Below are 15113 nucleotides of genomic sequence, written 5' to 3' on the forward strand. Positions count from 1 at the left end.
TTTTTAACGGTCTCATATCAGTTTATAATATATAAGCTGTAAAATATAAATAAATAAAAAAGCCAGGAAGGTTTTAAAGGGCAAAAATGCCTTGCAATCTTTCTGGCTTTTTTTTTGGAGGAGCGGGTAATATTCTGAAATAATCTTTTAACATACTGTTTTATTTATTTTTTTTGTCATTTATAATGATTGGCGGTTTATTTTTATCAGCAGGAAGGTATCTCTAAGTGCCTCAAGTGAGCTAAGGAACGTGCCTGAAATTAATATATAGATTGTCACATAAATAATTTCACTGCGTTATCGGTCGTCGGAGTATTACAATACGTCTTCCTCCCTCTGGCCTTGTGAAATTTATTATCTGACAATCTATAGTTATAGCAATTTTATATCAAAAGGATAGAGCGAAGCGATTCATTAACTTTAGACACTTTAGCTCACTTTACGGACTTTAGGCACTTTTTAAAAGGAGGTGATGTGATTTTAAAAAACCGGAAGGAGGTTCCAGGCCATGGAGATATCCCCCTTCCGGCGGAGAACAGGTTCGGCATAAAACAAACCGGGCCTCCATTTTCTGTTTAACAGATATGGATGCCCGGTGTCAAAGATAGTTAGTGCCCATCCATAAATGGCTATTTTGCCCGATATCTGCGTTGCGCTAAAATTTTAATCCTCAAAATACTCAATGTATTCCTGTGGTTAAAATTTTAGAGCGCCTTGATCTCGAACAAACTATCCTATTTATGGATGGACACTAGTTAAAAAACAGCAAAATTTTCAAAAAAGGAAACAGATAAAATGAAAAATTTTTTGTTATGGGCATTTATATTCGCTCTGTTTTTTACCCTCCACGGCCTTGCCATTGCGGAAGATAATAACGAAGGCGAGGTAATCAAGCTTGGCAAAGTGGTGGTCACGGCAACAAGAACAGAAAAGGATGTAGACAGCGCACCTGGCAGCATTACCGTAATCACAAGTGAGGATATTCAAAAACATAAGATTTATGCCCTGGATGAAGCTATAAAATATGAAGCCGGTGTTTTTGCCAAACGCGTCAAGGGACTTTCCGAATCGATGGCCAAGGTTCAACTCAGGGGGCTGCACGGACAGGATATGACCCTTGTTTTGCTGGACGGGCTGCCGCTGAATGATGGGTACAACGGAAGTGTTGACTGGAACACTATCAGCACGGAAAATGTGGAGCGGATCGAGATTATCAGGGGGCCTTCATCCGCTCTTTACGGCGGCAACGCCATGGGCGGCGTAATTAACATTATTACCAAAACACCGGATAAGTTTTACGCAAATACAAAGCTGGGATACGGCCGTTCCGATACATACCATGATGACACATACCGGTACAGCATTAATATAGGCGACAGGTTCATGGACAAACTTAGCGTGGGCCTTGGTTTTGAACGTGAAGAGACAAACGGTTATCCGACCTGTTTAATAACAAGCTCGATCAGTTCCGGAGCAGGAACCCTTACAGGCGGCTGGGAAACTGAAAACACCTCGGGAACCCGCAAATGGGTGGTCGGCGACAGGGGTGATAATTCAGCCAAACGATGGAACTTGAATCTGAAAACAAAATACGATCTTACGGATACCGGAAGTCTTGCTTTTAATTTTCAGAGGGGACTCCACCGGTATGACTATGACAGTCCTCATACTTATTTGCGGGATGAAAACGGGAACCCGGCATTCACCGGAAGCGTTGATGTTGGCGGAGGCCAGTATGCCACTGTAACGCCGTTAATTTATGCCAACTATTCCGGAATAAGCGAAAAAGAGAATTCCAACTATTCCCTGGTATACAAAGAGATGTTTGGACCGTTTGCCTTTAACGGTAAAGCCGGATATCAAAAAAGGGAGAAATGGTACACCTCAGCCAAGCCATCATTAACACAAAGCTATGATAATGCCAGGGGCACATTATCCGAAAGCGATTCTGATTCCTGGTTTACTGATCTGCAGGCCAGCCTGCCTTTGGGAGCTGAACATCTTTTAACATTCGGTTTATATTTCCGGCATGATGATATTGAAACTGACAACTATAATATTTCTTTTTTTCGGGATGAGCACAGCAAAACGGAAAAAACCACAATCATCGAAGGGAACGACCGATTTTATGCGGTCTATCTTCAGGATGAATGGCAGATTATAGACAAGCTTACCCTTTTTACGGGTATCCGTCTTGATTACTGGGAGGCGTTTGACGGAGAATCGGGCAATGTCGGTGATGTGGAAAAATTCGATGAGCCGGAAGACTCCGCTTTCAGCCCCAAGGTTGCGCTTGTATTTAAACCTGTTGCCGACACCATAATTAAGGGATCTGTTGGCAAGGCTTTTCGCGCTCCTAATATCTATGATCTTTACAGCTCATGGTCGTCAGGCAGTAAAACCTATCATTTTAACCCTGATCTTGATCCTGAAACCTTGTGGAATTATGAAATCGGCGTTGATCAGTATCTTTTTTCAAGGCGGATAAAACTCTTCGCCACCTATTTTCATACAGATATTGATGATCTGATTTACAAACATTCTGAGAAAATTGGTGGACACACTCATTACTACAAAGAGAACGCAAGCGAAGCTGAAATCGATGGAATTGAGCTGGGGATCAGCGCAAAACCTGTTAACTGGCTCAAGCTCTGGGGCAACTATACCTATAATGATTCTGAAATCAAAAAACACGATTATAAGCCAGAATTCGAGGGTAAAAAAATAGAAGATATGCCTTTAAGAACCGGTAATGTCGGCGTTGACATCACTTATAAATGGATTACCGCGAGCTTGGAAGGCCAGTATATGGGGAAGTTTTATAGCGGTGCGCTGAATGATGATGTAAAAGACGTGTACGGCGGCTATACTGAAAAATACTGGCTATGGGATACAAAGATCAGCATGGCGCCTGTTGATAATCTTGAACTCTCCTTTTCCGTAGAGAACCTTTTTGACAGGGAATATTATGAATATTATGTGGGCAGCGAGCGTAGTTATTTTGTAGAGGTAAGCCTGAAGTGGTAATTTCTATAATAAAATTTAACGTAACCGTTCACGGTTTATGGTAGGGGCACGATGCATCGTGCCCTAAAAGATAAATATCATGGAAATAGTTTTAATAATGATACGCACAAAATGCTTTAAATTATTTAAGTTCTTATTTGCCGTAATTTATATATTTTTAATAGCCGGTATTTTTGGTGGAACAGCAGCGATAGTAAGTGCGGGGGGAGAACCATCTCACCCGCGCCGGATTGTCTGCCTGGAGACCTATCCCGCGGAAATAATCTGTGATCTGGGAGAGATGGACAGAATTGCAGCTGTTTCAAAGTTCCAAAAACATAACTCATACTATACTTTTTTAAAAAATAAACCCGTTGTAGGGGGTGGTGTCGGCAGTAATATCAATCTGGAGATGATTCTGGGTGTCAATCCTGATCTGGTTTTTTGCTCGTACGGGCAGGCGGATATTTTAAAAACCAGAGGATTAAATGTATACTGCACAAAAACCTATAACATCGAAGGTATTATGGAACTTATAACGGATATAGGAAAGATAGCAGGGAAGGAGAAGGAAGCAAAAAAGATTGTCGCTGAAATGAAAGCCAGAATACAAAGGGTTGAAGTGAAAGTAAAAGAAGTGAAAAAAAGGCCTTTGGTATATTTTGAACAAAGCTCATTAGGGAAGACAAGGTCAAAAGGTTCTTTGACCCATGAGTTGATCACCAGGGCCGGCGGGATAAATATAGCAAAAGACGAGCCGGTGCCTTTTCCTCTTCTTTCCCAGGAATTTATAATTAAAAAGAATCCTGACATCATCATTCTGGAAGAATGGGGCACCAAACCTTCCAGTGTTAAAGAAAGAGACGGCTGGAAAAATATTAAGGCCGTAAAATCAGGCAAGATATTTCAAAGCAAATCATATTATACCGGATACACTCAGCGCTGCCTGGACGGACTGGAAGAGTATGCAAAATCCTTTTATCCGGAGTTGTTCAATAAATGAAGAAAAAATTATTTTTAATATTTCTCGGGCTTGGCCTTTTGCTGACACTGCTGATAACTTTAACCATAGGCCCGGTCCGGATAAATGTTCTGACAGTAGTAAAAATACTATGTTCCGGAATTATTGATATACATAGAACATGGCCGGATAATTTTCAGGAGATTATACTGAATGTAAGACTGCCGCGGATACTGCTGGGAATTCTTGTGGGGTGTGCATTAAGCGTTTCAGGATGTTCCATGCAGGCGCTGTTTAAAAATCCGATGGCATCTCCGTATGTATGCGGCGTGGCTTCCGGCGGCGCATTCGGAGCTTCTTTAGTTATAGTTTTTAATGTTTCACAGAGCCTTATAATGCCGGTTGCGTTTTTCTTTTCCCTGCTTACGATATTTGTTGTTTATTATGTTGCAAAAACAGGCAGCAAGGTTTCAAGCGAAACGCTTTTACTGTCAGGCATCGCCCTGTCGCTTTTTTTCTCAGCGGCTACTTCATTTCTACAATATTTGGCGGAAGAAGGCGAACTGCGTCAGATAATATTCTGGCTTATGGGCGGATTGTGGGCAAGCAGCTGGAGTAAAGTGAAGATTGTTATCCCTGTAATCTTATTTGGAACAATATGCCTGCTCTTTTTCTATAAAGAGATGAATATCCTTCTTCTCGGTGAAGAACAGGCGCAGGATGTAGGTGTGAATGTTGAGAAAACAAGAAAAATTATCCTTGTGCTTGCCGCCCTGGTAACCGCGGGCGCTGTTGCTGCCTGCGGAGTTATCGGGTTTATCGGATTAATTATTCCGCATATAATGAGAATAGTTGTAGGCCCTGATCACAGGATTCTTCTCCCTGCATCCTGTTTATGCGGCAGTATATTTCTTGTATGGATAGATACTTTTGCAAGAACACTTATCTCCCCCACTGAACTGCCGGTGGGAATTATTACAGCTATGATCGGGGTGCCGTTTTTTCTGCTTTTGCTGCGCAAGAGAAAAAAGTTATCGGGATTTTAAACAATGGAACTGGAAATACTTGATTTAAGCTTTTCATATAACAGCGCAAAAACCCTGGATGGTATAGCCCTGAAAATTAAGGGAAGAGATATCCTGTGCATTATCGGACCAAATGGTTCCGGGAAAACAACCCTTCTTAAATGCATGAACAAAAAATTGAAACCGACAACCGGCACCGTACTGGTCAATGATATGGATATTTTGCGGATGAACAGAAAAGAAGTGGCAAAAAACATAGGTGTTGTACCGCAGGTTTCAACTGTTTCTTTCCCCTTTACGGTTTATGACCTTGTTATGATGGGGAGGTATTCCCACATGGGAAGATTTAACACAGAAAATGAAAATGACAGGGCTGTTGTGCATCAATGCCTTGCCCGTATCGGGCTTGCACACATGGCAGATAAACTTATAACCGAGATTTCGGGTGGTGAATACCAAAAAGCTATCATAGCCCGCGCTCTGGCTCAACAGCCAAAGATTCTTCTTTTAGATGAAGTGACTTTGCATCTTGATATAAACCATCAAATCGAAATCCTGGAACTTGTTAAGACTTTGAGTGAGGAAGAGAATCTTGCAATAGTAATGGTGCTTCACGATCTGAGTCTTGCCGCAAGATACAGCACAAAAACAATAATGCTTCAAAAAGGCAGGATTTTTGCCGGCGGCAGGCCGGAAGATGTGATCAGTATTGAAAATATCAGGGATATTTATGGTATAGAAGTTGAGATAGGACGCAGCAGTAAAGGTAATTGTTTGAACGTTATTCCGCTTTCAATAATAAACAGAGAGCAGTAAATATTCTCCTGAGAGATTAGGAACGAGGACGAAAGGAGTTATAAAATCATGACCCGGGATTTGCCATATACAGGATTTTATCATCCGGACAGCAAGGTTATACATAAAGATATCGCCGGATATATTGATTGGTACGAAAAAAATAAACTAAAAGACCCGGAAAAGAAAAAACGCCATAGAGCAGGTATCTTTTTTTCACGGCACCAGATTGAAAAAAAAAATTTATGCGGTATAGACGCCTTGATTAAAGAGGTTGAAAAATACAATATAATTCCGGTGCCGGTCTTTTCGCAGCAAAAGGAACATGCAAGCGAAGATTGTCTGGGGTATAATGTAGATTTAAACCAATTGAAAAACACCGACGTTATAATCAATTGTGTTTCATCTTTCCTGTTTCAAACAGACATGACAGCCGATAACAACAAAACAGTGCTTGATTTAATTGACGCGCCGGTTTTTCAGGCGATCTCTTCAAGCGGCAGAAGTGAAGCGGAATGGCGTGGCAGTCCCCAGGGAATAACTGCAATGAACCAGATTTACTGGGTTGCTCAGCCTGAATTTAACGGCACAATAGAGCCTACTGTTATCTTCGCAAAGGACAGGGAAAGCAAAGACAGATACGCCTCATTGTTGCCTGTAAAAGAGCGGATAGAGTTTTTTACGCGGCGTATAAAAAACTGGCTGAAATTGAAAGAACTGCCGAAAAATAAAAGAAAAATTACTATTCTGCTTCATAACAACCCCTGTGCGGGAACCGAGGCTTCGCTTGGTGGAGCCAACGGGCTTGATTCGTTTGAAAGCGTGGTAAAACTAATGAAGCATCTCGCTGACCAGGGCTATCATATAGAAAATATGCCGGAAAACGGCAAAGCTTTGACAGATGAATTTTTAGACAAAAAAGCTGTCAGCGAATTCAGGTGGACTACAGTCGAAGAGATAGTTGATAAAGGCGGAGCCGCGTTTTTTATAGATCCTGATAAATATGCTTACTATTTCAATCAATTATCCGAAATAAACAGGAAAAAAATGATTGAAAACTGGGGAGAGCCGCCAGGCAAGGGTATGGTGTACGGTGATAGAATTGTAGTTACAGGTTTAACTTTCGGCAATATAAAAGTGATGGCTGAACCCAAGCGCGGCTGCTACGGAGCGCGCTGTGACGGCGAAGTGTGCAAAATACTGCATAACCCCGAAATACCGCCTACGCACCAGTGTTACGCAGTGTTCAAATGGATACAGGAAAATTCGGATATTATTATTTCAACCGGTACACACGGGTATATAGAGTTTCTCCCGGGCAAGGCAAGCGGCATGAGTTCCGACTGTTTTCCCGAGATAATCACAGGGGATGTGCCGCACATATATATCTATACAAGCAAAAACCCCAACGAGGCGATCATAGCAAAGCGCCGCGCGTACGCTGTTATAACAGACCACATTATCCCGTACATGCAGTCTGCAAAATTGTATGATGAACTCTGTGAAATGGATGACCTGCTTTTACAATATAATAATGCGGCCCTTTTAAATGAAAGCGGCAGGAAAAAGATATTATGCGACGATATACGCAATCTCGCGGTAAAATTAAAGCTGTTGACTGCCTCCGAAAAACACCCCCTCGAAAATATGAAGGACGACGAGGTGGTTGAGAAGGTTCATGATAAATTGTTTTTGCTGCGCGATTCAAGCATAAACGACGGGCTGCATATATTGAGCAAAACCAATGATAATGAAAAAACAGCCAGGATGATAGTGGCGATACTCAAATATGATGGAAGCCTGCCGTCAATCAGGAGATGTATCCTTGATATCATGGATTTAAACTATGATGAGATTATCAAAAACCCCCGGGAAACACAGCTCCTTGATAAATGCGAAAAAATCGCGTTCTTGCTTGTGGAAAATCTATTAAGGAATAACCGGGTTGATGAAGACTTTATTGCCCTTCAATTCAAAAATATTAAATTCAATCGATCAAAGATTAACAGGTTGCTTATTCTGCTGACATGGATAAAAGATAAACTATATCCGGACTTGATGAAAACGGATCGAGAGATACCGCAGATAGAAAATGCCATGGACAAACGCTATATCAGTCCCGGCCCCGGCGGAACACTGACGCACGGCAAAACAGATGTCCTGCCTACAGGTAGAAATATCTACAGTATTGACCCGAGAAAAATTCCTACAAAAGCAGCTTATAAAATCGGCGTAAAACTGGCGGATGAAATACTGAACAAGTACATCAAGGAAGAAAATAAATATCCGGAAAAGATAGGCATGGTATTGTGGAGTCTGGATGCATACATGGCGGATGGTGAGCAGTTAGCCCAGATACTGCATTTGATTGGCGCGCGGCCTCTCTGGAACGAAAGCGGCATAGTGACAGGGGTTGAACCCGTACCCTTGCAGGAGTTAAACCGGCCGCGTATCGATGTTACCATCAGGACAAGCGAAATATTCAGGGACACATTGCCGAACCTGGTTGAACTGCTCGACAGCGCTGTTGTAATGATAGCAAATCTTAAAGAAGATGCTGCGAAAAATTATATTCTTAAAAATGCAAATGAATACAAAAAAATCGCAAAAAAAGAAAATAAGTCAAAACTGGCGAATGAAGCGCTGAACCGCGCTGCAACTTTCAGGATATTTGCTGCAAAGCCCGGCGCTTACGGCAACGGTATAAAACTAATGATAGCGGCAAGCGCGTGGAAAACGATAAAAGATTTAGCCGAGACTTTTATAGATCACGGAGGATTTGCTTACGGCCAAGATCTGTTTGGTCAAAAGGCTCACGGCGAGTTCGCCCATAATCTAAAGACTATAACAACAGTATTTCATAAAACAGAAACCGATGAAACCGACCCTCTCGGCTGTTGTTACAACGATTTCCAGGGCGGTATGACAGCTGCTGTCAGAGCGCTTTCAAATTCAACACCAAAAGTGCTCTGGGGTGATACCAAAGATCCCGCTAACCCGAAAGTGCGTGAGTTAAGCGAGGAGATAGAACGGGTTATCAGGGTTAAACTGCTTAATCCCCAGTGGATCGACGGCATGAAAAAGCACGGCTACAAAGGCGCGCAGGACATGGCGCATAAGGCGGCAGCGGTTTACGGGTGGGATGCCACATCAGATGTCGTAGATGACTGGATTTTCGATGAGCTGACAAAAAAACATCTCCTTGATAAAGAGATGCGGGAGTTTTACGAGCAAAACAATCCCTGGGCGCTTGAAGAGCTTGCACGCAGATTTTTGGAGGCGGAACAGCGTGGTCTGTGGAAAGCCGACCCGCAGGTGTTAAAGGATTTAAAGGAGATCTATCTTGAAATTGAAGGCTGGATAGAAGAAAAAATGGGAGATGTTGAAGGCGATTTTCAGGGCGGCTCAGTCGATATTTTCACATCTGAGGACGTAAAGAACTGGGGAGAAAAGATGAAAGAGGTGAGAAATGAAAAATAAAAATTTAACGTATCCTTTTACGGCCATTGTTGGTCAGGGAATAATGAAAAAGGCCCTTATTTTAAACGCTGTCAATCCGAAACTCGGCGGGGTTTTAATCCGGGGTGAAAAGGGCACCGCAAAGTCAACCGCAGTGCGGGCGCTGGCAGCCCTTTTGCCGGAAATAGAGGTGGTGGCCGACTGCAAATTCGGATGCGATCCTCACAAGAAAGGAAGCATGTGCATGGAATGTATAACCCGGCAGGATGGCGGGGAAGAGCTTTCCGTAAAAAAGAGAAAAACACGGGTGGTCGAACTTCCTGTAGGTTCAACGGAAGACAGGGTTGTCGGTTCCCTTGATATAGAGCGCGCAATAAAAAAGGGGGAAAAACGGTTCGAGCCAGGGATCCTGGCGGAGGCAAACCGGGGAATCCTCTATGTGGATGAAGTGAATCTCCTTGACGACCATATCGTCGATGTTCTCCTCGATTCTGCTGCAATGGGTGTAAACACCATAGAAAGAGAAGGCGTTTCATACTCTCACCCTGCTGAATTTATCCTTATCGGGACAATGAACCCTGAAGAAGGGGAATTGCGGCCCCAGCTTCTTGACCGCTTTGGTTTGTGTGTTCATATTGAAGGGATAGCGGATATTGAGCAGAGAATGGAGGTTGTAAAAAGAAGAACATCTTATGAAAATGATCCTGCCGGATTTCAGGATGCCTGGAAAGAGGAGGAGGAAAAACTCAGAAATTCCGTTATCCGGGCCAAAGAACTTTTGGAAAAGACAGCCGTTTCCGATGATATGCTGCGTCTGATCGTACACATCGCCATTGAAATGAATGTGGACGGTCATCGTGCGGATATTATAATGATGAAGGCAGCCAGGACGCTGGCCGCATTAAATGGACGAAAAGATGTCCTAAAAGAGGATGTGCAGACAGCGGCGGACATGGCCCTTCAGCATAGGATGCGTAGAAAACCGTTTCAAAAACAGGGCGTGGAAGAAGAAAAAATAGCTGGAATTATTTCTCATGAAAAAAGTGCCTAAAATGCCTAAAGTTAATGAATCGCTTCGCTCTATTTTTTTAAATAGGATTGGCAGAATACCTTAACTTCAGGCACGTTACGGACTTTAGCGCACTTATAACTTCAAAAAAGCCTAAAGTTGAAATGTCCAAAAATGAAGAATAAGGAATTTGCGAAAGAACTGGAAAAACGGACACGAAAATTTGCGGTGAGTATCATACAGTTATCTTCACAGTCGCCGAATACCCCTGAGGGGAATGTGATACGCAATCAAATTACTAAATCGGGCACTTCTATTGGCGCTAATTATCGAGAGGCAAATCGTGCCTGAAGCAATGCTGACTTTAAAAACAAAATTAAGATTTGTGAAAGTGAAGCCAGTGAAACCCAATACTGGCTTGAAGTAATTGTAGAATCCGAAATATTATTATGGGAGCAGGTAAAAGGAACCCACGACGAATGTAGTCAGCTATTGGCTATCTTCACTTCCATTGCAAACAAACTTTAGGCATTTTACGGACTTCACGGACTTCACGGACTTCACGGACTTTAGGCACTTTAGGCACTTTAAAAAGAGGTAATATCTTGGACTGGACAAAAAGAGAAATCTATCCATTTGCGGCCATTGTGGGTCAGGAAAAAATGACCCGGGCTCTTATTCTAAACGCGGTCTGCCCCTCTATCGGGGGACTGCTGATCAGGGGGGAAAAGGGAACTGCAAAATCAACCGCTGTCCGCGGCCTGGCTGCCATTTTACCGGAGATTGAAATCGTTGCCGGATGTCCGTTTAATTGCGATCCCGATAAATATGAATACCTGTGCGCCGAATGCAGAAAAAAAGTGAAACAGGGCATCAATCTTCCTGTAATGAAGAAAAAGATAAAGGTTGTCGATCTTCCCCTTGGCGCTACCGAGGACAGGGTATTGGGGAGTCTCGATTTTGAACATGCGGTAAAAAAGGGGGAAACGTTTTTTACACCCGGCCTGCTGGCGGCAGCCCATAGGGGAATTCTTTATATTGATGAAGTCAATCTGTTGGATGATCATATAGTGGATATTATTCTTGATGCCGCGGGTATGGGAATGAATATTGTCGAGCGGGAAGGCGTTTCCTGCATGCACAGGGCAGAGTTTATCCTGATCGGAACCATGAATCCCGAAGAGGGGGAACTGCGGCCGCAACTCCTTGACAGGTTCGGGATGTGCATTCAGGTTGAAGGAATAAAAGACCCGGTTGAAAGAATCCGGCTGATCAAACAAAGAGACCGTTTTGATAAAAACAGCTCTGATTTTATAGCAGAGTATCAAAATTCTCAAGACAGGCTTTGTCAGAAAATTATACATGCAGGGAAACGCTTTCCCCATGTAAAAATTTCAGAAGAAATGGTGAAGCTCTGCTCAAAACTTGCGCTGGATGCTTTTGTGGCCGGTCACCGGGCGGATATTATTATGAGAAAAACAGCCATCACCATAGCATCCTGTGAAAATAGAAAAGAGGTAACCGAAAAAGAGGTTAATGAAGCCGCTGATCTTGTGCTGCTTCATCGTGTAAGGATGCCGCCTTCTCCACCGCAGCATCAGCCTGAAGAAAAAAAAGAAGATCCGCCGGCTCCACCCGATGAAGAAAAAGAGGAAGAAAAAGAACCTGAAAAAGAAGAAGAAAAACCGGAAACCCAAAATCAGCAAAAGACTGAAGAAGGAAAGAAGGCAGATGAGGGGGAGGGAGAAAAAAAAGATAAAGAAAAACCGGAAAAAGGCCGGCCCCTTGAAATGGTCTTCCCTGTGGGGGAGATTTTTAAAACAAAAAGAATTCAGATGGAAAGGGACAGGGTACTCCGGAAAGGTTCGGGCAGAAGAAGCCGGACAAGGTCGTCCTCAAAGGCCGGCAGATATATCATGAGCAGAATGCAGCGCAAGACCAGTGATCTGGCCCTGGATGCCACTATAAGGGCCGCCGCCCCTTATCAGAAACAAAGAAGAAGAGAAGATGTAGCCATTGCCATTGAAGAAAGCGATATTCGTGAAAAGGTAAGAGAGAAAAGGATCGGAAATTTTATTGTCTTTGTTGTGGATGCCAGCGGCTCCATGGGAGCCGGAAAACGGATGATTGAAACAAAAGGGGCTATTCTCTCTCTTCTTCTCGATGCTTATCAGAAAAGGGACAAGATATCAATGATAGCATTCAGGGGAGATCATGCCGAGGTTCTTCTTCCACCCACCGGCAGCGTGGAGCTTGCCCATAAACTTTTGGAAGAGCTCCCCACCGGGGGGAAGACCCCGCTCTGCCATGGGATATCCCTCGGCTATCAAATTATTCAAGGCCATTTCCGGAAAGACCCTGACACGTATCCATTGCTGATACTTATCTCCGATGGAAAGGCCAATGTTAGTCAATATGGCGGAAAACCTTTTGCCGAGGCTATGGAAATGGCCGAGGAGGTGAAAAATGACACCCGGGTCAATACAGTAGTGGTTGACGTTGAAAAACCCGGGCTGATCTCCTTTGGACTGTCTCATCAATTATCCGTCGGAATGGGGGCCGGATATTTCAAGATTGAAGATCTCAAGGCGGATACATTGGTAGAAGTTCTACGGGAAAATTTATTATGGTGAGCATGATTCATTCGGACTTCAAAAAACCAATTTCTTATTGACAATAACAACTATAATATAATATATAAATTCAAGTATATAATATGAAATTATATAAAAAATTAAGTTACACGTTTAAAGTTCAGTCAGCCGAAAATAAATTTTTTTAGCGGTCTAATAACAGTTTATAATATATAAGCTGTAAAATATAAACAAAAAAGCCAGGAAGGTTTTAAAGGGCAAAAATGCCTTGTAATCTTTCTGGCTTTTTTTTTGGAGGAACGGATAATATTTTAAAACAAGCTTTTAATACACGGTTTTATTTATCTTTTTTTGTTTTTATCGTGATTGCTGGTTTCTTTTTATCAACCGCCTTTTCGTGTAGCTTAGGCACATTCGATGATTGATCTTTTTATACAAAGCCTGTTCGATACATGGCGGATTGTTCCGAGGGTATTAATTATCATGTTTATATCCCTGTATGTTTCTCAGGTATTGATAGAATTGGGTCTGTTCAAAAAACTTGAATTTATCGGGAAGCCATTGGCAAGCCTTTCCAATCTGCCCCGTGAGGCCGGCATAACGTTCGTGGCCTCATTCGGCTCTGTCCTTGCCGGAAATGCCATGATAGCAAAGCTTTATCAGGACAAAAAAATAGACAGCAGCCAGACACTGCTGACCGCCCTCCTCAACACAACCCCTGTCTATCTGAAAGAGACTTTTACATATCAGATTCCGGTAATGATCCCCTTGCTCGGCATCAGGGCAGGGCTCCTTTATTTTTTGACATTTATCGTATCAGGAATAGTCAAGGTTCTTTTTGTTATTATTTATGGAAGAATCAGGCTGCAAAGCAATAACCCGGGGACAGATAGATTCGATCCTGATTGTGTAGATTCGGGTCGCGTAGATACGAATACTATAACACGAAGCAAGCTTGGCAAAACTCTTGTTTCATCTTTTGCACGGCAGAAAAAGATCTTTTTTAAGATAAGCATCATCTTTGTATCAACGACTTTTTTCATATTTCTGTTGATCAATAATGGCATTATAAAAGGATTGGCAGATTATGTCCTGCCGTTAACGGAATTTTTTAAACTCCCCCCGGCCTCTGTTCTTCCTGTCGGAACTTATATGTTCAGCCCGCTGGTAGGCGCCGGCTTAATCGGAGCCATGATTAAAGACGGCATCCTGAGCGATTTGCAGGGGTTTACAGCCTGTCTTCTTGGAAGTCTGCTGATGCTCCCGATTTTTGCGGTCAGGTATTCCTTTGCCAAGTATGCATCGCTTTTCGGGTTTTTAATGGGATCGAAAATCCTGTTTGTTTCAACCGGTCTGGGAATGCTCAACCGTGTGGTTTTTCTTATGTTTCTTTTAATTATAATTGAATAGAAAGTGCCTAAAGTGCCTAAAGTGCCTAAAGTGCCTAAAGTGCCTAAAGTTTAAAGTGCCTAAAATTAGAGCACCATCGCTTCCAGCTAATTGGAATGATGGAGACTATTAGCACATTTGAAAAACGTATAGATGAAATAAATGAGAGATTGGATTTACTTACAAAAGAACATCAGAGTTTATTGGATCGATTAGATGCAATTCCAGGAATAAATAAAAAATCAGCTCAAGCTATTTTAAGCGAAATTGGTGTTACACTGGATGAATTCATCTGCATGTCAGCTTTTGTGTCTTGGGCTGGCTTATGCCCTGGGAATAATGAAAGCGCAGGAAAGCGTAAAAATGGTAGAAATGGTGTCAGAAATCATCCTTTGAAAACCATTTTAGTCCAAGTCGCATGGGCGGCGATAAAGACCAAGGGCTCCTACTACAAGGCCAAATACTATAAACTGAAAGCGAGACGTGGTGCAAAAAAGGCCATAGTGGCCATAGCGCATAAGATTGGAAAGGCAGTTTTTAACATTATAAAATATGGAGACACCTATCGAGATCTTGGCGAAGATTATCTAATAGCTCCAAACAAACAAAAAGTGTTGAGAAATTTAAACAAAAGAGCCAAAGAAATGGGACTTAAACTGGTTCCTTGTGAAATTTAATTTTGCCATAAGCAATTTATAAAATCGTTTGAGTGGATTACAGTAATCTGATTTGCTTTGAATTGGAAAATGAAGTCGAGAGTACAACTGAAGCCTTTGAGCGCGAATATAACATGACTGGTCGGCCTTTTGCACAACTAACTGTTAGTCCTTCAGAGAAGGAACTACGCATATAAAACTTTTTTGATATAGGCCGAC

Annotated in this window: 9 protein-coding genes and 1 pseudogene; all 10 read left to right on the forward strand. The window is 42.4% G+C overall.

Annotated elements, in window-relative coordinates; translation table 11 throughout:
* Window positions 1–795 precede the first annotated feature (795 nt).
* The gene (locus tag BuS5_RS08635) at window positions 796–3027 is read left to right on the forward strand and encodes a TonB-dependent receptor (RefSeq protein ID WP_027354650.1); all 2232 of its coding nucleotides are present in this window, start codon (window positions 796–798) and stop codon (window positions 3025–3027) included.
* 79 nt (window positions 3028–3106) lie between these two features.
* Entirely contained in the window at window positions 3107–4009 is a 903-nt protein-coding gene (locus BuS5_RS08640; protein ID WP_027354649.1) for an ABC transporter substrate-binding protein, read from the forward strand.
* Window positions 4006–5013 (forward strand): FecCD family ABC transporter permease, encoded by a 1008-nt coding sequence (locus BuS5_RS08645; protein ID WP_027354648.1) that lies wholly within the window; start codon window positions 4006–4008, stop codon window positions 5011–5013. The genes BuS5_RS08640 and BuS5_RS08645 overlap by 4 nt, the downstream gene beginning before the upstream one ends.
* Window positions 5014–5016: 3 nt before the next feature.
* Window positions 5017–5808: an ABC transporter ATP-binding protein gene (locus BuS5_RS08650; RefSeq protein ID WP_027354647.1), complete on the forward strand. Its 792-nt coding sequence runs from the start codon at window positions 5017–5019 to the stop codon at window positions 5806–5808.
* Between the two features lie 48 nt (window positions 5809–5856).
* Window positions 5857–9267, forward strand: a complete 3411-nt coding sequence (locus tag BuS5_RS08655) for a cobaltochelatase subunit CobN (RefSeq protein ID WP_051375044.1) — start codon at window positions 5857–5859, stop codon at window positions 9265–9267.
* Window positions 9257–10297: an ATP-binding protein gene (locus BuS5_RS08660; RefSeq protein WP_027354646.1), complete on the forward strand. Its 1041-nt coding sequence runs from the start codon at window positions 9257–9259 to the stop codon at window positions 10295–10297. The genes BuS5_RS08655 and BuS5_RS08660 overlap by 11 nt, the downstream gene beginning before the upstream one ends.
* Window positions 10298–10429: 132 nt before the next feature.
* A pseudogene (locus BuS5_RS20440) lies at window positions 10430–10783 on the forward strand (four helix bundle protein).
* A 77-nt stretch (window positions 10784–10860) separates the two neighbouring features.
* Window positions 10861–12888: a putative cobaltochelatase gene (locus BuS5_RS08665; RefSeq protein WP_027354645.1), complete on the forward strand. Its 2028-nt coding sequence runs from the start codon at window positions 10861–10863 to the stop codon at window positions 12886–12888.
* Window positions 12889–13266: 378 nt separating this feature from the next.
* Window positions 13267–14259: a hypothetical protein gene (locus BuS5_RS08670; protein WP_027354644.1), complete on the forward strand. Its 993-nt coding sequence runs from the start codon at window positions 13267–13269 to the stop codon at window positions 14257–14259.
* A 95-nt stretch (window positions 14260–14354) separates the two neighbouring features.
* A complete protein-coding gene (locus tag BuS5_RS08675; RefSeq protein ID WP_274428149.1) occupies window positions 14355–14915 on the forward strand; it encodes a transposase in 561 nt (186 codons plus the stop codon).
* The last annotated feature ends 198 nt before the right edge of the window (window positions 14916–15113 follow it).

Origin of the sequence: Desulfosarcina sp. BuS5 (genome assembly GCF_028752835.1) — a bacterium.
In the GTDB taxonomy this organism is placed as follows: domain Bacteria; phylum Desulfobacterota; class Desulfobacteria; order Desulfobacterales; family BuS5; genus BuS5.

Excerpts from the sequence above, each read along its gene's own strand:
- BuS5_RS08645 (WP_027354648.1), top strand. The coding sequence starts at position 4,006 with ATGAAGAAAAAATTATTTTTAATATTTCTCGGGCTTGGCCTTTTGCTG.
- BuS5_RS08670 (WP_027354644.1), top strand. The coding sequence starts at position 13,267 with ATGATTGATCTTTTTATACAAAGCCTGTTCGATACATGGCGGATTGTT.
- BuS5_RS08655 (WP_051375044.1), top strand. The coding sequence starts at position 5,857 with ATGACCCGGGATTTGCCATATACAGGATTTTATCATCCGGACAGCAAG.
- BuS5_RS08660 (WP_027354646.1), top strand. The coding sequence starts at position 9,257 with ATGAAAAATAAAAATTTAACGTATCCTTTTACGGCCATTGTTGGTCAG.
- BuS5_RS08650 (WP_027354647.1), top strand. The coding sequence starts at position 5,017 with ATGGAACTGGAAATACTTGATTTAAGCTTTTCATATAACAGCGCAAAA.
- BuS5_RS08635 (WP_027354650.1), top strand. The coding sequence starts at position 796 with ATGAAAAATTTTTTGTTATGGGCATTTATATTCGCTCTGTTTTTTACC.
- BuS5_RS08640 (WP_027354649.1), top strand. The coding sequence starts at position 3,107 with ATGGAAATAGTTTTAATAATGATACGCACAAAATGCTTTAAATTATTT.
- BuS5_RS08675 (WP_274428149.1), top strand. The coding sequence starts at position 14,355 with ATGATGGAGACTATTAGCACATTTGAAAAACGTATAGATGAAATAAAT.